Source organism: Enterobacter cloacae complex sp. BZL2005, from assembly GCF_049238885.1.
Classification (GTDB): Bacteria; Pseudomonadota; Gammaproteobacteria; order Enterobacterales; family Enterobacteriaceae; genus Enterobacter; species Enterobacter roggenkampii.
The window spans coordinates 542,434-560,644 of record NZ_JBMKGI010000001.1; the positions used below are offsets into that span (position 1 = coordinate 542,434).

13 protein-coding genes are annotated in these 18,211 nt (G+C 60.6%); 8 read left to right on the top strand and 5 right to left on the bottom strand.

The window, feature by feature from the left end; all coding sequences use genetic code 11:
• The 3 genes from gsiB to iaaA are packed head-to-tail and all read right to left on the bottom strand — an operon-like array spanning position 1 to position 4,384.
• Positions 1 to 1,539, bottom strand: coding sequence for a glutathione ABC transporter substrate-binding protein GsiB (gene gsiB / locus ACOTXI_RS02815; protein WP_008501200.1), 1,539 nt, complete (start codon positions 1,537 to 1,539; stop codon positions 1 to 3).
• 23 nt (positions 1,540 to 1,562) lie between these two features.
• A complete protein-coding gene (gene gsiA, locus ACOTXI_RS02820) occupies positions 1,563 to 3,434 on the bottom strand; it encodes a glutathione ABC transporter ATP-binding protein GsiA (RefSeq protein WP_058654695.1) in 1,872 nt (623 codons plus the stop codon).
• Between the two features lie 11 nt (positions 3,435 to 3,445).
• Positions 3,446 to 4,384, bottom strand: a complete 939-nt coding sequence (gene iaaA / locus ACOTXI_RS02825) for a beta-aspartyl-peptidase (RefSeq protein WP_025912889.1) — start codon at positions 4,382 to 4,384, stop codon at positions 3,446 to 3,448.
• Between the two features lie 187 nt (positions 4,385 to 4,571).
• Between iaaA and moeA the strand changes: the two genes are divergently transcribed.
• Positions 4,572 to 5,804: a molybdopterin molybdotransferase MoeA gene (gene moeA, locus ACOTXI_RS02830; RefSeq protein ID WP_058654697.1), complete on the top strand. Its 1,233-nt coding sequence runs from the start codon at positions 4,572 to 4,574 to the stop codon at positions 5,802 to 5,804.
• Between the two features lies 1 nt (position 5,805).
• Complete coding sequence (gene moeB, locus ACOTXI_RS02835; protein WP_008501196.1) at positions 5,806 to 6,558, top strand: molybdopterin-synthase adenylyltransferase MoeB; 753 nt, start codon at positions 5,806 to 5,808, stop codon at positions 6,556 to 6,558.
• An 85-nt stretch (positions 6,559 to 6,643) separates the two neighbouring features.
• Here moeB and fsa read toward each other — a convergent pair whose 3' ends face one another.
• The gene (gene fsa, locus ACOTXI_RS02840) at positions 6,644 to 7,306 is read right to left on the bottom strand and encodes a fructose-6-phosphate aldolase (RefSeq protein ID WP_058654699.1); all 663 of its coding nucleotides are present in this window, start codon (positions 7,304 to 7,306) and stop codon (positions 6,644 to 6,646) included.
• Positions 7,307 to 7,435: 129 nt separating this feature from the next.
• Here fsa and ACOTXI_RS02845 point away from each other — a divergent pair, with 129 nt between their 5' ends.
• From ACOTXI_RS02845 to ACOTXI_RS02860, 4 genes are all read left to right on the top strand, one after another.
• A complete protein-coding gene (locus ACOTXI_RS02845) occupies positions 7,436 to 8,335 on the top strand; it encodes a glycyl-radical enzyme activating protein (RefSeq protein ID WP_025912885.1) in 900 nt (299 codons plus the stop codon).
• Positions 8,336 to 8,339: 4 nt separating this feature from the next.
• On the top strand, positions 8,340 to 10,772 hold the full coding sequence (locus ACOTXI_RS02850; protein WP_058654700.1) for a formate C-acetyltransferase/glycerol dehydratase family glycyl radical enzyme: 2,433 nt from the start codon (positions 8,340 to 8,342) through the stop codon (positions 10,770 to 10,772).
• Positions 10,773 to 10,938: 166 nt separating this feature from the next.
• The gene (locus ACOTXI_RS02855; RefSeq protein WP_058654702.1) at positions 10,939 to 11,754 is read left to right on the top strand and encodes a Cof-type HAD-IIB family hydrolase; all 816 of its coding nucleotides are present in this window, start codon (positions 10,939 to 10,941) and stop codon (positions 11,752 to 11,754) included.
• A gap of 151 nt (positions 11,755 to 11,905) precedes the next feature.
• Positions 11,906 to 13,162, top strand: coding sequence for a DUF1479 domain-containing protein (locus ACOTXI_RS02860; protein ID WP_045333975.1), 1,257 nt, complete (start codon positions 11,906 to 11,908; stop codon positions 13,160 to 13,162).
• Here ACOTXI_RS02860 and ACOTXI_RS02865 read toward each other — a convergent pair.
• Positions 13,159 to 14,232: a LacI family DNA-binding transcriptional regulator gene (locus ACOTXI_RS02865; RefSeq protein ID WP_058654703.1), complete on the bottom strand. Its 1,074-nt coding sequence runs from the start codon at positions 14,230 to 14,232 to the stop codon at positions 13,159 to 13,161. The two genes, ACOTXI_RS02860 and ACOTXI_RS02865, sit on opposite strands and share 4 nt — an antisense overlap.
• Positions 14,233 to 14,520: 288 nt before the next feature.
• On the opposite strand from ACOTXI_RS02865, the gene ACOTXI_RS02870 reads away from it, so the two are divergent.
• Together ACOTXI_RS02870 and ACOTXI_RS02875 are read left to right on the top strand one after the other, a co-directional pair.
• Complete coding sequence (locus tag ACOTXI_RS02870) at positions 14,521 to 15,822, top strand: MFS transporter (RefSeq protein WP_008501189.1); 1,302 nt, start codon at positions 14,521 to 14,523, stop codon at positions 15,820 to 15,822.
• Between the two features lie 17 nt (positions 15,823 to 15,839).
• Positions 15,840 to 18,203, top strand: a complete 2,364-nt coding sequence (locus ACOTXI_RS02875; RefSeq protein WP_421633862.1) for a TIM-barrel domain-containing protein — start codon at positions 15,840 to 15,842, stop codon at positions 18,201 to 18,203.
• Positions 18,204 to 18,211: the final 8 nt, after the last annotated feature.

Below are 18,211 nucleotides of genomic sequence, written 5' to 3' on the forward strand. Positions count from 1 at the left end.
TTATTTTAAATCCGCATCGTCAAAGCTAAAGCCCGTGTCCGGCATGATGTAGAACCCGGTCAACGCTTTGTTATGGGCTGACACCAGTTTCTCCACCACCAGCGGCACCCACGGCGACTCTTTCCAGATGATGTCCTGCGCGTCCTTGTAGAGGCGTGCTTTCTCCTCCGGTTTGGTGGTTTTCAGCGCGTCAGCCAGGTCTTTGTCCACCTGCGGGTTGCTGTAGAATGCGGTATTGAACAGGGTTGGCGGCCAGTTCTGCGAGGCAAACAGCGGCGACAGCGCCCAGTCGGCTTCACCGGTCGAGGCCGACCAGCCGGTGTAGAACATCCTCACCCCGCTCTCTTTCTGCCCTTTCCCCTCGACCTCTGCCGCACGCTGCCCGGCATCCATGGCGGTAACCTGCGCCTTAATCCCCACCTGCGCCAGCTGCTGCTGGGTAAACTGCAGCACCTTCTGGGCGGTACTGTGGTTATGCGACGACCACAGCGTGGTGCTAAAGCCGTTCGGATAGCCCGCCTCTTTCAGCAGCTCGCGCGCTTTGGCCGGATCGTACGGCCACGGCTGATAGCTTTGCGCATACGCGATAGCCGGCGGCAGCACGCCGGTGGCCGGGGTGGCATAGCCCGCAAAAGCGACCTTCACCAGCGCCTGACGGTTAATGGCATAGTTAATGGCTTCGCGCACCTTCGGATTATCGAACGGCTTTTGCGTGACGTTCATGCTGATGTAGCGCTGCATGATCGACGGGCTGGCGACCAGCTCCAGCTTGCTGTTTTTCTCCAGAATGGCGGCCTGCTCGTACGGGACCGGGAAGGCAAACTGCGCCTCGCCGGTTTGCAGCATCGCCGCACGGGTATTGTTATCCACCACCGGACGCCAGGTGATGGTGTCCAGCTTCGGCAGCCCTTTCTGCCAGTAGCCCGCGTATTTCTTCACCTTCACAAAATCGGTCTGGTTCCAGGTGACCAGCTCGTACGGACCGGTACCCACCGGGTGGAAGCCAATCTCCTTGCCGTATTTCTTCAGCGCGGCAGGGGAGATCATCGCCGTCGCCGGGTGCGCCAGGATATTGATAAACGCGGAGAACGGCTCTTTCAGGGTGATTTTTACCGTCGCCGGGTCGACCACCTCGGTTTTGGCGATGTTTTTATAGAGGTTATAACGCTTGAGGCTGTTCTCAGGATTGCTGGCGCGATCGAGGTTTACCTTCACCGCGTCCGCATTAAAGTCGGTGCCGTCCTGGAACCTCACCCCGGTTTTGAGCTTAATGGTGTACACCAGCCCGTCATCCGAAACGGTGTACCCCTCCGCCAGCACGTTTTTAAGCTTCATCTCTTTATCCAGGCCAAACAGGCCCTGGTAGAACGATTTCGCCACCGCCTGGGAGAGCGTGTCGTTAGCGTCATACGGATCCAGCGTGGTGAAGTTAGAGCCGACGGCGACCACCACATCTTTGGCAGCGAACGCGGGGGCAGCGGCCAGGGCTGCCGTCACGCTCGCGGCTAACAACCATCTACGCGCTACAAATGTAACCATTATGTTCTCCTGCCTGTTGAAAGTTATAACCGCGAAAAGGCATTGTCCTGACGCGGGGGAGCCACGAAATGACCCGGACCGACCTCACGCAGCGCCACGCGCTCCACGGCCTCGCCGCGTTTACGAATATTGCTCGGCATTTCATCCTGCAGCAGCACGCGCTGGCCGTGACGATGCGCCGGATCGGCGACCGGGACCGCCGCGATGAGCTTGCGGGTATAAGGGTGCTGTGGGTTCTCGAACACCGCCCTTCGCGGCCCGATTTCCACGATTTGCCCCATAAACATCACCGCCACGCGATGGCTAATGCGCTCAACCACCGCCATGTCGTGCGAGATAAACAGGAAGGCGATCCCCATATCCCGCTGTAAATCCAGCAGCAGATTGATGATTTGCGCCCGGATAGAGACATCCAGCGCCGAGACGGATTCATCCGCAATCACCACTTTCGGGTTCAGCGCCAGCGCGCGGGCGATGCAGATACGCTGCCGCTGCCCGCCGGAAAACTCGTGCGGATAACGCCAGGCGTGTTCCGGCTTCAGGCCAACGCGCTCCAGCAGCCAGGCCACGCGACGCTGCGCCGCCTCGCCGTCGAGCAGGTTATGCACCCGCAGCGGCTCCATGATCGAATACCCCACCGTATGTCGCGGATCGAGGGAGGCATACGGATCCTGAAAAATAAACTGAATATCCCGCCGCACCGCCTGCAGCCTGCTGTCCGGAAGGGTATCAATGCGCTCGCCGTTAAAGGTAATGCTTCCCTCCTGCGCGTCCACCAGACGGAGCAACGCGCGCCCGGTCGTGGATTTACCGCAGCCGGACTCCCCTACCAGCGCCAGCGTTTCGCCCGGCCAGAGGTCGAAGCTGACGTTTTCCACCGCGTGCACTTCGCGCTTTACGCGGTTCAGTACACCGCTGCGCAGCGGAAAACGCGTGACCAGATTGCGCACTTCCAGAATGGGCTTGCCCGGCACCACGGTGTCCTGCTCGCGTTCCTCCTCCTGCGGCTCAGACGCCTCCAGGGAAATCAACGGAAAACGACGCGGCAGATCGCTGCCGTTCATCGCCCCCAGGCGCGGAACCGCCGCCAGCAGCACTTTGGTGTAAGGATGCGCGGGCGCGTGAAAAATCTGTTCAACCGGTCCGGTTTCCACCGCGCTGCCCTTGTGCATCACCAGCACCCGATCGGCGATATCGGCGACCACGCCCATATCGTGGGTGATGAAAATCACCCCCATCTCCATCTCCTGCTGCAGCACCTTGATGAGCTGCAGGATCTGCGCCTGAATCGTCACGTCCAGCGCCGTCGTTGGTTCATCGGCAATTAGCACAGCTGGACGGCAGGAGAGCGCCATGGCAATCATCACCCGCTGGCGCATGCCGCCGGAAAGCTGATGCGGATAGCGGCCCAGGATGGCCTGCGCCTCCGGAATGCGCACCAGCTCCAGCATGCGTCGGGCCTCGTTGAGCGCTTCATCACCGCTTAGCCCCTGATGCAGGCGGATGGACTCGGCAATTTGTTCCCCGACCGGGAACACCGGGTTCAGGGAGGTCATCGGCTCCTGAAAGATCATCGCAATGTCCGCCCCGCGCACGCCCTGCATCTGCGCGCCGCTCAGCTCGTTTAAATCAATGACCTGACGGTTACGGCGGCGCAGCAGCATTTTCTCGCTGCTGATTTGCCCGCCCGTCTGTTCCAGCAGGCGCATCAGCGCCAGCGCGGTGACCGATTTCCCGGAGCCGGATTCGCCAACAATCGCCAGCGTCTCGCCGCGCCTGAGCGTGAACGATAAATTCTGTACTGCGGGGATGAACTGCCGCTCTTCCTGAAACGCAATATTCAGCTGATGGACAGCCAGCACTTCGCGGTTGTCCAGCTCTTCACTGTGCGGCACGCGCTGCCCCCTTATTCACGATAGATCCCCGTGCTCGGCTCATCGCCGGCATAGCCCCAGGCGCGGTACATGCCTTCACTGTTGAACGGCAGGGCCACGTTGCCCTCGCGATCCACAGCAATGAGTCCGCCGACGCCGCCCAGGGCAGGCAGTTTCTCCATCACCACGCGCTCGCAGGCTTCGCTGAGGCTTAAACCGCCGTAATCCATCAGCGCGGTGATGTCGTAGGCCGCAAGGGCACGAATAAACACTTCCCCGGTGCCGGTACACGACACCGCCGCCGTCGCGTTATTGGCATAGCAGCCGGCGCCCGGCAGCGGGCTGTCGCCCACGCGTCCGGGGAGCTTGTTGGTCATCCCGCCCGTGGAGGTTGCCGCCGCGAGGTTGCCCGCTTTGTCGAGCGCCACCGCGCCGACCGTGCCCATTTTGCTGCGCTCATCCAGCGGCGCAGTATGGTCAAGCTGCGTCATACCCGCCGAACGGGCGTCCAGCAGCTGCTGATAGCGCGCCTCTGTGGAAAACAGATCGGGCGATACCGGCTCCATTCCGTGTTCGAAGGCAAACCTCTCCGCCCCCGCGCCCGTCAGCAGCACGTGCGGGCTCTCTTCCATCACCAGACGCGCGGCCAGCACCGGGTTACGCAGGTGGCTGACGCCTGCCACGGCCCCCGCTTTCAGGGAGATACCGTCCATGACGCAGGCATCCAGCTCGTGGGTTTCATCCCGGGTAAAGACCGAACCGATCCCCGCATTAAATAACGGGCACTCCTCCAGCAGGCGTACCGCCTCGGTGACCACGTCCAGCGCGCTCTCGCCCGCTTCCAGCATTTTCTGGCCCGTTTCGACAATGGCGTACAGCGCGTCGATGTAGCGCTTTTCCTGCTCAGGAGTGAGCTGTGCACGGGTGATTGCCCCGGCCCCGCCATGAATTGCGATTACCGCCTTAACCATTCGCATCACCCGTTAGCCTGTTTTGCGGCTTTTTCTATAAATATCATTATCGTCGACGAAACTTCAGATGATTTTTGAATATAGAAAGACGTAACAGTGATGTAAAGCGTACACCCTCCGGTCATACAGTTAGCCGCACTTTTCTGCCATAATGGACGCTTTCGTTGTTACTCCGCAGGAGCCCACCATGGATTTTACCGCCGGACTGATGCCGCTTGAGACGGCACTCACGCAGATGCTTGACCGAGTTTCCCCGCTGCATGACGTTGAGACGCTGCCCCTCGTGCGCTGTTTTGGCCGTATTGCCGCACGCGATATCGTCTCCCCGCTCAACGTGCCGGGGTTTGATAACTCCGCGATGGACGGTTACGCGGTACGCCTGGCGGATCTCCAGACGGGTAACGCCCTGCCGGTGGCGGGTAAAGCCTTTGCGGGTCAGCCGTTTAGCGGCGAATGGCCTGCGGGCACCTGCGTGCGCATCATGACCGGCGCGCCAGTTCCGGCTGGCTGCGACGCTGTCGTCATGCAGGAAGAGACCGAACAGACCGACGACGGCGTGCGTTTTACCGCCAGCGTCAAAGCGGGCCAGAACATCCGCCGCACGGGCGAAGACATCACCCTCGGCGCGACCGTTTTTGCCGCCGGGCAAAGGCTGACGGTGGCGGAGCTGCCGGTGCTGGCCTCGCTCGGCATCGCGGAAGTTGACGTTATCCGCAAAGTGCGCATCGCCGTTTTCTCCACCGGCGACGAGCTGCAGTTTCCGGGCCAGCCGCTGCAGGACGGCCAGATTTACGACACCAACCGCCTGGCGGTGCACCTGATGCTGGAGCAGCTGGGCTGCGAGGTGATTAACCTCGGCATCATTCCAGACGATCCGGAAAAACTGCGCGCGGCGTTTATCGAGGCGGATAAATCCGCCGACGTGGTCATCAGCTCCGGCGGCGTCTCCGTGGGCGAAGCGGATTACACCAAAACCCTTCTTGAAGAGCTGGGCGAAATCGCCTTCTGGAAGCTGGCGATCAAGCCGGGCAAACCGTTCGCGTTTGGCAAGCTTCCACACAGCTGGTTCTGCGGCCTGCCGGGTAACCCGGTCTCCGCCGCGCTGACCTTCTACCAGCTGGCGATCCCGCTGCTGGCGAAGCTTTCCGGCAACAAGGCCAGCCCGCTGCCGGAACGCCTGCGCGTGCGTGCCGCCACGCGGTTAAAAAAATCGCCGGGCCGTCTCGACTTCCAGCGCGGCATTCTGGCGCGCGGCGCGGACGGTGAGCTCGAAGTGAGCACCACCGGACATCAGGGTTCGCACATTTTCAGCTCCTTCAGTCTGGGCAACTGCTTCATCGTGCTGGAGCGCGAGCGCGGCAACGTGGAAGCCGGCGAATGGGTTGAGGTCGAGCGCTTTAACCACCTGTTCGGAGGCTGACATGACGGTGGAGCTGAGCGATCAGGAGATGATGCGCTACAACCGCCAGATTGTGCTGCGCGGGTTTGATTTCGAAGGTCAGGAAGCGCTCAAGGCGGCCAGCGTGCTGGTCGTCGGGCTGGGCGGGCTGGGCTGCGCCGCCGCGCAGTACCTTGCCGCGGCGGGCGTAGGAAGCATGACGCTGCTGGATTTCGATACCGTGTCGGTGTCCAACCTGCAGCGCCAGACACTGCACAGTGACGCGACGGTGGGCCAGCCGAAAGTGGAATCCGCCAGGGCTGCGCTGGCGCGTATCAACCCCCACGTTCAGTTCACGCTGATTGACGCAATGCTGGATGACGACGCGCTCTCCGCGCAGATTGCCCGGCACGATCTGGTCCTGGACTGCACGGATAACGTCACCGTCCGTAATCAGCTCAACGCGGGCTGTTTTGCTCACAAAACCCCGCTGGTCTCCGGCGCGGCGATCCGCATGGAGGGGCAAATCAGCGTCTTCACGTACGCCGAGGGTGAACCCTGTTACCGCTGCCTGAGCCGTCTGTTTGGCGAGAATGCGCTGACCTGCGTTGAGGCGGGCGTGATGGCGCCGCTCGTCGGCGTGATTGGTTCACTGCAGGCAATGGAAGCGATCAAGGTGCTGACGAATTACGGCACGCCGGCAGCGGGGAAAATCGTGATGTATGACGCGATGACCTGCCAGTTCCGCGAGATGAAGCTGATGCGTAATCCGGGGTGTGAGGTGTGTAGTCAGTAAAAAGTCGGGTGGCGGCTTAGCCTTACCCGACCTACAACGGCTCGAACGTAGGCCGGGTAAGCGCCAGCGCCACCCGGCAGCCGCGTCAGATGGACGTCCGTCCAAACGCCCCCTGCCAGTCCTGCTCAAACTTCACAATCGCTGCGTCTACCGCCGGAGAGGTAATAAACTGCTGCGCCACGTCCAGCGGCAGCGTGATGGACTCGCAGCCTGCCAGCAGGCAGTCCAGCGCCTGACGCGGGGTTTTAAAGCTCGCGGCCAGCACCTTTGACTGCGGCGCGTGCAGCGTCAGCAGCTGTTGCAGCTCAATTACGGTCTGAATCCCGTCCCCGCCCTGCGCGTCCACGCGGTTAACGTAAGGGGCCACATACTCTGCCCCCGCCAGCGCGGAGAGCATCCCCTGCGCGGCACCGTAGACCGCCGTGCCCAGGGTCGGGATCCCTTCCGCCTTCAGCATCTTGATCGCCGCAAGCCCTTCTGCGGTCACCGGCACTTTCACCACCAGATCGTTAATGATGGCGCGCAGCTTACGTGCGTCTTCCACCATCCCTTCGGCGGTGGTCGCCATCACCTGCGCTAACAGACGGCCTTTACCGCCCAGCGCGTCGTGCAGCGCGGGCAGCAGTTCGTCGAGCGGCGTTTTACCGGCCGCAACGATGCTTGGGTTGGTGGTCACGCCCGCCAGCGGGAAGATACGCGCCAGCTTTTTGACTGCCGCAACGTCAGATGTGTCGAGATAAAGTTCCATGATGTCACCCTCAAAATTAGCCTGCACTTACCCTATCACGACAAAACCTGCTCAAGAGTTGACCTGCATCAAGATAACTTTCATTCGAAAGTAATTTAATCTTCATATGCAAGATGAGAGGCGAAAAACATGATCTTCAATATTCAGCGTTACTCTACCCACGACGGCCCCGGAATTCGTACCGTGGTGTTCCTGAAAGGCTGCTCGCTGGGCTGTCGCTGGTGCCAGAACCCGGAAAGCCGCTCCCGCAGCCGGGACGTGCTGTTTGATGCGCGTCTGTGCCTGGACGGCTGCGACCTTTGCCAGCAGGCGGCACCGGGCTGCATCGAACGCGCGCTGAATGGCCTGGTCATCCACCGCGAAAAGCTGAGTGAAGAGACGCTTGATGCCCTCACCGACTGCTGCCCGACGCAGGCGCTGACCGTTTGCGGCGAAGAACAGCAGGTCGAGGAGATCATGGCGACCGTACTGCGCGATAAACCCTTCTACGACCGCAGCGGCGGCGGGATCACCCTCTCCGGCGGCGAACCGTTTATGAACCCGGAGCTGGCGCACGCGCTGTTTAAAGCCAGCCACGACCAGGGTATCCACACCGCCGTCGAAACCTGCCTTCACGTGCCGTGGCACTATATCGAGCCGTCATTACCGTACGTCGATCTGTTCCTCGCCGACCTGAAGCATGTCGACGGTGACGTTTTCAAGCAGTGGACGGACGGTTCGGCTAAGCGCATCCTGGACAACCTGAAACGCCTGGCCGCCGCCGGGAAAACGATCACCATCCGCGTGCCGCTGATCCAGGGCTTCAACGCGGATGAAGCCTCCATCACCGCCATTACCAACTTCGCTGCCGATGAACTCGGCGTCGACGATATTCATTTTCTGCCGTATCACACGCTGGGCATGAACAAATACACCCTGCTCGGTCAACCCTACTCTGCCCCTGACAAACCGCTGGATAACCCTGCCCTGCTGGACTTCGCACAGCAGTACGCCTGCCAGAAAGGGTTAACCGCGACCTTACGAGGATAAACCTATGACCACCCTGAATCTCAACACCCTCAGCGAGCGCATTAAGGCGCACAAAACGGCCCTGGTGCATATCGTGAAGCCGCCGGTCTGTACCGAGCGCGCCCAGCATTACACCGAAATGTACCAGCAGCACATGGACAAGCCGATCCCGGTGCGCCGCGCCCTGGCGCTGGCGCATCACCTGGCCAAGCGTACCATCTGGATCAAGCACGACGAGCTGATCATCGGGAACCAGGCAAGCGAAGTGCGCGCCGCGCCGATCTTCCCGGAATACACCGTCTCCTGGATTGAGAAAGAGATTGACGACCTGGCGGACCGTCCGGGCGCGGGCTTTGCGGTGAGCGAAGAGAACAAGCGCGTGCTGCATGAAATCTGCCCGTGGTGGCGCGGCCAGACGGTGCAGGACCGCTGCTACGGCATGTTCACCGACGAGCAGAAAGGCCTGCTGGAAACCGGCATCATCAAAGCCGAAGGTAACATGACCTCCGGCGACGCGCACCTGGCGGTGAACTTCCCTCTGGTGCTGGAGAAAGGTCTCGACGGCCTGCGCGCCAAAGTGGCCGAGCGCCGCTCGCGCATCAACCTGACGGTGCTGGAAGACCTGCACGGCGATCAGTTCCTGAAGGCGATCGATATCGTGCTGGAAGCGGTGAGCCTGCACATCAAACGCTTCGCCGATCTGGCGCGCGAGATGGCCTCCACCGAAACCCGCGAAAGCCGCCGCGACGAGCTGCTGGCAATGGCGGAAAACTGCGACGTGATTGCCCACGAGCCGCCAAAAACCTTCTGGCAGGCGCTGCAGCTGTGCTACTTCATTCAGCTGATCCTGCAGATTGAGTCCAACGGCCACTCCGTCTCCTTCGCGCGTATGGACCAGTATCTCTATCCGTACTACCGCCGCGACGTGGAGCTGAACCAGAGCCTGGACCGCGAGCACGCCATCGAGCTGCTGCACAGCTGCTGGCTGAAATTGCTGGAAGTGAACAAGATCCGCTCCGGCTCGCACTCGAAGGCTTCCGCCGGTAGCCCGCTGTACCAGAACGTCACCATCGGCGGCCAGAAGCTGGTCAACGGTGAGCCGATGGACGCGGTGAACCCGCTCTCCTACGCGATTCTGGAATCCTGCGGTCGCCTGCGCTCCACCCAGCCGAACCTGAGCGTGCGCTACCACGCGGGCATGAGCAACGACTTCCTCGACGCCTGCGTGCAGGTGATCCGCTGCGGCTTCGGGATGCCGGCGTTCAACAACGATGAAATCGTCATTCCGGAATTCATCAAGCTCGGCGTTGAGCGCGACGACGCCTACGACTACGCGGCCATTGGCTGTATCGAAACCGCGGTGGGCGGCAAGTGGGGCTATCGCTGCACCGGCATGAGCTTCATCAACTTCGCCCGCGTGATGCTGGCCGCGCTGGAAGGCGGCCGCGACGCCACCAGCGGCAAGGTATTCCTGCCGCAGGAGAAAGCCCTCTCCGCCGGTAACTTCGACAACTTCGAGGAGGTGATGGCGGCCTGGGATAGCCAGATCCGCTACTACACCCGCAAATCCATCGAGATTGAGTATGTGGTGGACACCATGCTGGAAGAGAACGTCCACGATATTCTCTGCTCGGCGCTGGTGGACGACTGCATCGAGCGCGCGAAAAGCATCAAGCAGGGCGGCGCGAAGTATGACTGGGTCTCCGGCCTGCAGGTGGGCATCGCTAACCTCGGCAACAGCCTGGCGGCGGTGAAGAAGCTGGTGTTCGAACAGGGCGTCATCGGCCAGCAGCAGCTGGCGGCGGCGCTGGCCGATGATTTCGACGGGCTGACCCACGAGCAGCTGCGCCAGCGCCTGATCAACGGCGCGCCGAAGTACGGCAACGACGACGACAGCGTGGACATGCTGCTGACCCGAGCCTATCAGACCTACATTGAAGAGCTGAAGCAGTACCATAACCCGCGCTACGGCCGCGGCCCGATCGGCGGTAACTATTACGCGGGCACCTCTTCCATCTCTGCGAACGTGCCGTTTGGCGCGGCGACGATGGCGACGCCGGACGGACGTAAGGCGCATACCCCGCTGGCGGAAGGGGCCAGCCCGGCTTCGGGTACGGACCACCTCGGCCCGACGGCGGTAATTGGCTCGGTGGGCAAACTGCCGACGGAAGCGATTCTCGGCGGCGTGCTGCTGAACCAGAAGCTGAACCCGTCAACGCTGGAAAACGACAGCGATCGCCAGAAGCTGATGGTGCTGCTGCGCACCTTCTTCGAGGTGCATAAGGGCTGGCATATCCAGTACAACATCGTCTCGCGCGAAACGCTGCTGGAGGCGAAGAAACACCCGGACCAGTACCGCGACCTGGTAGTGCGCGTCGCAGGTTACTCGGCGTTCTTCACCGCCCTGTCGCCGGATGCGCAGGACGATATTATCGCCCGTACTGAGCATACGCTGTAAGAAAACGCCCGGTGGCGCTGCGCTTACCGGGCCTACAGAGTCTCCCCGTAGGCCGGGTAAGGCGAAGCCGCCACCCGGCTTTCTGACTTTCATTCGAAATTAAATTTGTGCTCCTCGTCACCTTGTTATTAGAATGTTTCAAAACGCAGTGACCCAGGAGCACAGTATGACCGTTAAAGTTATCGTCACCGATATGGACGGAACTTTCCTTGATGATGCCAAGCAGTACGATCGTGACCGCTTCCAGGCACAGTTTGAACAGCTTAAAGCCCGCGACATTGAATTTGTTGTCGCCAGCGGCAACCAGTATTACCAGCTCATCTCCTTCTTTCCGGAGCTTAAAGATCGGATCTCCTTCGTGGCGGAAAACGGCGCGCTGGTGTTCGATCGCGGCGAGCACATTTTTCACGGCGAGCTGACGCGCCATGAATCGCAGATCGTGATTGGCGAACTGCTGAAAGACAAAGGGCTGAACTTCGTGGCCTGCGGGCTGGAGAGCGCCTACGTCAGCGATAAAGCGCCGGATGCGTTCGTGGCGCTAATGGCAAAGCACTACCACCGCTTAAAGCGCATCAGCGATTACCGCGACATTGACGACGTGCTGTTTAAGTTCTCCCTGAACCTGCCGGACAGCGATATCCCGACTCTGGTGGATAAGCTGCACGTCTCCCTGGACGGCATCATGAAGCCGGTCACCAGCGGCTTTGGCTTTGTCGATTTGATTATCCCCGGCCTGCACAAAGCGAACGGCATCAGCCGTCTGCTGAAGCGCTGGAAAATCTCTCCGCAAGAGTGCGTGGCCATTGGCGACAGCGGCAACGATGCCGAGATGCTGAAGCTGGTGAAATATTCCTTTGCGATGGGCAACGCGGCAGAGAGCATCAAAGAAATCAGCCGCTACAGCACCGATGACAACAACCATCACGGCGCGCTGAACGTCATTCAGGCCGTGCTCGACAACCATTCCCCGTTCGACGCCTGATCCTCTTCTCGCCGGAGCCCTGCTCCGGCACCCTCACTCATTTTCCCGTCCTGTGGCGCACGTCAAGTTTTTAAACTTGCATTAACTTATTTTTAACTTAAAGTATCACTTGTAGACACTTTTACTTTCGAATGAAAGATGCGAGGCAGTTATGACCTTTACCAGTGAAACCTTGCCGGCGGATCACAAAGCGGCAATCCGTCAGTTGAAACGTGAATTACGCGCGCAGATCGGCGACGTGCAGGCGGTGTTCGACAAGCTCAGCGACAGCATTGCCACCCGCGTGGCGGAAATTAACGCCCTCAAAAATAAAGGTGAATCCGTCTGGCCGGTGATTCCGTTTAACGATGTGAAAAACGGCACGATTACCGACGCACAGCGCGAGGCCGTTAAGCGCCGCGGCTGCGCGGTGATTAAAGGTCACTTCCCGCGCGAGCAGGCGCTGGCGTGGGATCAGTCGATGCTCGACTACCTCGATCTGAACAAGTTTGACGAGGTGTACAAAGGGCCAGGCGATAACTTCTTCGGCACCCTGACCGCCTCCCGTCCGGAGATTTACCCGATCTACTGGTCGCAGGCGCAAATGCAGGCGCGCCAGAGCGAAGAAATGGCGCAGGTGCAGTCGTTCCTGAACCGCTTATGGACGTTCGAGAGCAACGGCAAGCAGTGGTTCGACCCGGACGTGAGCGTGATTTACCCGGATCGTATCCGCCGCCGTCCGCCGGGAACCACCTCGAAAGGGCTGGGCGCGCATACCGACTCCGGCGCGCTGGAGCGCTGGCTGCTGCCGGCATACCAGCAGGTTTTCGCCCGCGTGTTTGACGGCAACGTCGAGAAATACGATCCGTGGAACGCCGCGCACCGTACCGAAGTGGAAGAGTATACCGTCGATAACACCACCAAATGCTCGGTGTTCCGCACCTTCCAGGGCTGGACGGCGCTGTCGGACATGATCCCCGGCCAGGGGCTGCTGCACGTAGTGCCGATCCCGGAAGCAATGGCGTATATTCTGCTGCGTCCGCTGCTGGACGACGTGCCGGAAGACGAGCTGTGCGGCGTGGCGCCGGGGCGCGTGCTGCCGGTTTCCGAGAAGTGGCACCCGCTGCTTATCGAGGCGCTGACCAGCATTCCTGCGCTGGAGGCGGGTGATTCGGTGTGGTGGCACTGCGATGTGATCCACTCCGTCGCGCCGGTGGAAGATCAGCAGGGCTGGGGCAACGTGATGTACATCCCCGCCGCACCGATGTGCGAGAAGAACCTCGCCTACGCGAAGAAGGTCAAGGAAGCGCTGGAAACCGGCGCGTCGCCGGGAGACTTCCCGCGCGAGGATTATGAAAAAACCTGGCAGGACCGCTTTACCGTGAACGATCTCAACATCCACGGCAAACGCGCGCTGGGCATGGTCTAGCTGTCGTACAGCCCTTCCCGCTCCACGGCGGTGCGTCGTTTCCCCTGACGTATCCGCCGTACCGATTCCCGCACGGCCAGCGTGCCGTTCAGCAGCAATGTGCCCACCGGCGCGTCCGGGCGCATGAGCCGCTGCTGGAGCATGTGTACCGCTTCCGTTCCCAGCTCATCGCGGGGAACATGCACGGCCGTTAATGGAACATCCTGAATCGCCGCCAGGTTAAAGCCGTCGATGCTCATCACCGAGACGTCCTGCGGCACGCGCAGGCCGTGGTTTTGTAAGGCGCTGATGGTGCCCGCCGCCATAAAGTCGCCACCAACCAGGAACGCCGTCGGCAGGTCTTTTCCCTGCTGCTGATTTAGCCAATCGCTCACCAGCTGCTCCGTTTCGCGCGCGCTGAAGCTGGGCACCACCAGCAGATCGCGCCTGTCGTTGAACGCCAGGTTGTGAGACTGCCACGCGTCGCGGATCCCCGACAGGCGCAGCTCCATCGTGTAGCGACGCAGGCATAGCACGTTCATCACCTCGCGGTGTCCCATCTCGAACAGGTACTCCGCCGCCCGCTCGCCGATGGCGCGGTGATCCGGGGCGACGGCAGGCAGGCGCATGCGGCGGTCCCGGCAGTTAATCAGCATGCAGGGTTTGCCCACGTCCACCGCCAGATCGTGGATATGCGGATCGTCAATACCGAGAAGAATGGCCGCCTGCGTATCCGGCTCGTTCATCCGCGCCAGAAACAGCTGGGCGTCGCTGTCGTTCTCCTCCAGCGCGCAGTAGCGCAACCGGACCTCGTGGGAGGCAAGTGCTTTGCTCACGCTCTGGATCACGCGGTAGTAAAAGATGTCGGACCGCTCGTCAAACGCCCGCTGCGGGGCAAAAACCACCAGGCTGTTAAGCAGCAGACGCCCGGCCGCCATGCCGTCCATTACCCCCAGCTCGCGCGCGCACGCCAGCACCTTTGCACGCGCTTTTTCGCTGGTATTCGCTTTCCCCGCCAGCACCCGCGACACGGTGCTGATGGAGAGCTGCGTGCGGGCCGCGATTTCGGTGATTTTTAGCCTTTTGTCCATTTTGTGATCTGGCTCCATTTGCGAAATGAAAAAATTTTCATAGCGTGTTTGTCAGGCAATAACTGGCATGAATGCCATCATGCCAGAGTGTTTTCGTCGGTTATGAGAAATTTTGCACAAAATCCACTTTTGCCCACTCATTTTCTTCCTTAAGGTGAACTTGTCACACAGCTTCCATACTAGTTGTATAGCAACTTAAGCATTATAAGCGGATAGAAATCAAAGGCATAACAATCTGTGTGACACCTGAACCTCCTTCCCCTTACCGTCCGTCTTGTGGAGAGTAAAATGAGTCAGGACATCAATAACACCATTGCGACAAGCAAAACCCGTCGCGTCATCAAGAACCTGCGCTGGTACGTGCTGGTGCTGTTCTTACTGGGCGTCACCGTTAACTACATCACCCGAAATTCCTTAGGTATTCTCGCTCCGGAGCTAAAAGAGAGCCTCGGGATCACCACCGAGCAATACTCCTGGATCGTCGGCGCGTTTCAGATCGCCTATACCATTTTCCAGCCCCTGTGCGGCTGGCTGATTGACGTCATTGGCCTCAAGATTGGCTTTATGGTCTGCGCCGGGATCTGGGCGCTGATGTGTATTTTCCATGCGGGCGCCGGAAGCTGGCTGCACCTGGCCATACTGCGCTTCTTTATGGGGGCTTCAGAAGCCGCTGCCACCCCGGCGAACGCCAAAACCATCGGCGAATGGTTCCCGAAATCAGAGCGTCCCGTTGCCGCCGGTTGGGCGGGCGTGGGCTTCTCCATCGGCGCGATGCTGGCTCCCCCTATCATCTACTTTGCTCACGCCTCGTTCGGCTGGCAGGGGGCGTTTATGTTTACCGGCGTGCTGGCGCTGCTGTGGGTGATCCTCTGGTGGGCGTTCTACCATAACCCGGAGCAGCACCCGAACCTGAGCAAGGACGAGCTGGCGTTTATCAAGCAGGATAACGAACCGGCGCCGGTCAAACTGCCCTTCCTGACCGCGCTGAAAACCGTTTCAAAAAACAAACGTTTCTACGGTATCGCCATTCCGGCCTTTATGGCAGAACCGGCCTGGGCGGTGCTGAGCTTCTGGGTGCCGCTGTACCTTGCCAAAGAGCACGGTATGGACCTGAAGCAGATTGCGATGTTTGCCTGGCTGCCGTTCCTCGCCGCCGACCTCGGCAGCGTGGCAAGCGGCTACCTGACGCGTCTGTACACCCGTCTGTTCGGCTGCTCCCGCGTGAACTCGGTTGTCGCCAGCTCCGTGACGGGCGCGTTCCTGATGATCTCGCTGGCCATCGTGGCCATTACCCGCGACCCGTATATCACCATCGTGCTGATCTCCATCGGCGGCTTCGGGCACCAGATCATCTCCTGCATGCTCAGCGCCCTGGTCGTGGAGTCGTTCGACAAAGGCCAGATGGCGACCGTCAACGGCATGCGCGGCTCGGCGGCGTGGATCGCCAGCTTCCTGTTCTCGCTGTTAATCGGTGTGACCGCCGACAAAATCGGCTTTAACCCGCTCTTTATTGCCATGGGCTTCTTTGACCTGATTGGCGCTCTCTTCCTGGTAGCATTTATTGCTGAACGTCGCGCGAAGCGCGCCTGATAGTGGATGTATTGCATATGAAAACCCTGAAAAACTGGACCCTTGATACGCAGTCGGCAAACCATCTGGAACTGCTGGTCGATAGCCAGCACCGCCTGTGCCTGTATGTGCTGGAAGAGAACCTGTTCCGCGTGCTGATCAAACGCAAGGGCGAGCTGGCGCTGGACCGCACCTGGAGCATCGCACCGGAAAAAGACGTGCCGTGGGAAGGTCGCCGTCGCGACGATATCAGCGGCTTCTCCTGCCCCGCCTGGACGCTGACGCAGCAGGACGATACGTTAACCGTGGCAACCGAGCAGCTGCGCGTCACCGTCCACCAGCCGCTGTGGCTGGAGTGGCACTACCGCAATGACGCGGGCGAGTGGCAGCCGCTGGTCAACGACCGCCCCACCAGCGCCTACCTGCTGAACGCCCACGGCGACGGCGTGGCGCACTATCTGAGCCGCCGCAAGGACGAGCGTTTCTACAGCCTGGGTGAGAAAGCGGGCGATCTGCAGCGCAACGGTAAACGCTACGAGATGCGCAACCTCGACGCGATGGGATACAACGCCGCCAGCACCGATCCGCTGTACAAGCACATTCCGTTCACCCTCACCCGCCGCGACGACGTGAGCTACGGCCTGTTCTACGACAACCTGAGCAGCTGCTGGCTGGATCTCGGTAACGAGATCGATAACTACCACACCGCCTATCGCCGCTGGCAGGCGGAAGCGGGCGATATCGATTACTACCTCTTTACCGGCAGACGCGTGCTGGACGTCACTAAAGCCTTTGTTCGCCTGACCGGAAGAACGCTGTTCGGACCGAAATGGAGCCTGGGCTACAGCGGCTCAACCATGCACTACACCGACGCGCCGGACGCGCAGAATCAGCTGATGAACTTTATTCGCCTGTGCGAAGAGCACGCCATTCCGTGCGACTCATTCCAGCTCTCCTCCGGCTATACCTCCATCAACGGCAAGCGCTACGTCTTCAACTGGAACTATGACAAAGTGCCGCAGCCGAAGGTGATGAGCCAGGCGTTCCACGACGCGGGGCTGCGGCTTGCGGCCAACATCAAGCCGTGCCTGTTGCAGGACCATCCGCGCTACAGCGAAGTGGCTGAACGCGGTCTGTTCATTCGCGATTCAGAAACCGATGCACCCGAACGTTCCAGCTTCTGGGATGACGAAGGCTCACACCTCGACTTTACCAACCCGCAGACGGTGCAGTGGTGGCAGAACGGCGTCACCACGCAGCTGCTGGAGATGGGCATCGACTCCACCTGGAACGACAATAACGAATATGAAGTGTGGGACGGGGAAGCCCGCTGCTTTGGCTTCGGCCAGGAGATTGCCATCAAGCATATTCGCCCGGTGATGCCGCTGCTGATGATGCGCGCCTCGCTGGAAGCGCAGCAGCGCTATGCGCCGGAAAAGCGTCCGTATCTGATCTCCCGCTCCGGCTGCGCCGGGATGCAGCGCTACGTCCAGACCTGGAGCGGCGACAACCGCACCAACTGGGACACCCTGCGCTATAACATCCGCATGGGGCTGGGCATGAGCCTGTCCGGGCTGTTCAACGTCGGGCACGACGTCGGCGGTTTCTCCGGCGACAAGCCGGACGCCGAGCTGTTCGTGCGCTGGGTGCAGAACGGCGTGATGCACCCGCGCTTTACCATTCACTCGTGGAACGATGACCACACGGTGAACGAGCCGTGGATGTATCCGGGCGTCACGCCTGCCATTCGCGGCGCGATTGAGCTGCGCTACCGCCTGCTGCCGTATCTCTACACCCTGCTCTGGCAGGCGCACGCCGACGACGAGCCGATGCTGCGCCCGACCTTCCTCGACCACGAGCACGACGCGCAAACCTTCAAAGAGTGCGACGACTTCCTGCTGGGCCGCGACCTGCTGGTCGCCAGCGTCGTCGAGGCCGGGCAGCGCGAGCGCCGCGTCTGGCTGCCGGATAACGAAACGGGCTGGTACGATTTTTACACTCACGCGTGGTATGCGGGCGGGCAATCCATCGTCCTCGATGCGCCACTCGAAAAACTGCCGCTGCTGGTGCGCGCCGGAGCCGCTCTGCCGCTCAGCGAGCGCATCACGCATGTGAGTGCCGAAAAAGATACGACCCGCGAGCTGAAGCTGTTCCCGGTGAAAGGCGTCGGCACAACCTCGGGGCTGCTGTTTGAAGACGACGGTGAAAGCTGGGGCTACCTGAACGGCAATGCGCTGTGGGTGGAATGGGAGATGGTGTGCGATGGCGCAAGTATCAACCTGAAGGTGAACGTGCGCGGCGACTATTGTCCGGCATGGAAGGCACTGAAGGTATCATTACCGGCGGGGGAAAAACGTACGCTGCGGGTGAACGGGATTGAAAGGAGTGAGTGGGTGCTCTGAACATTGCC

Bases quoted from the DNA above. Each gene is read 5' to 3' on its own strand.
- ACOTXI_RS02845 (WP_025912885.1), top strand. From the start codon at position 7,436: ATGATCTTCAATATTCAGCGTTACTCTACCCACGACGGCCCCGGAATT.
- ACOTXI_RS02875 (WP_421633862.1), top strand. From the start codon at position 15,840: ATGAAAACCCTGAAAAACTGGACCCTTGATACGCAGTCGGCAAACCAT.
- moeB (WP_008501196.1), top strand. From the start codon at position 5,806: ATGACGGTGGAGCTGAGCGATCAGGAGATGATGCGCTACAACCGCCAG.
- ACOTXI_RS02855 (WP_058654702.1), top strand. From the start codon at position 10,939: ATGACCGTTAAAGTTATCGTCACCGATATGGACGGAACTTTCCTTGAT.
- ACOTXI_RS02850 (WP_058654700.1), top strand. From the start codon at position 8,340: ATGACCACCCTGAATCTCAACACCCTCAGCGAGCGCATTAAGGCGCAC.
- fsa (WP_058654699.1), bottom strand. From the start codon at position 7,306: ATGGAACTTTATCTCGACACATCTGACGTTGCGGCAGTCAAAAAGCTG.
- ACOTXI_RS02865 (WP_058654703.1), bottom strand. From the start codon at position 14,232: ATGGACAAAAGGCTAAAAATCACCGAAATCGCGGCCCGCACGCAGCTC.
- iaaA (WP_025912889.1), bottom strand. From the start codon at position 4,384: ATGGTTAAGGCGGTAATCGCAATTCATGGCGGGGCCGGGGCAATCACC.
- moeA (WP_058654697.1), top strand. From the start codon at position 4,572: ATGGATTTTACCGCCGGACTGATGCCGCTTGAGACGGCACTCACGCAG.
- ACOTXI_RS02860 (WP_045333975.1), top strand. From the start codon at position 11,906: ATGACCTTTACCAGTGAAACCTTGCCGGCGGATCACAAAGCGGCAATC.
- ACOTXI_RS02870 (WP_008501189.1), top strand. From the start codon at position 14,521: ATGAGTCAGGACATCAATAACACCATTGCGACAAGCAAAACCCGTCGC.
- gsiB (WP_008501200.1), bottom strand. From the start codon at position 1,539: ATGGTTACATTTGTAGCGCGTAGATGGTTGTTAGCCGCGAGCGTGACG.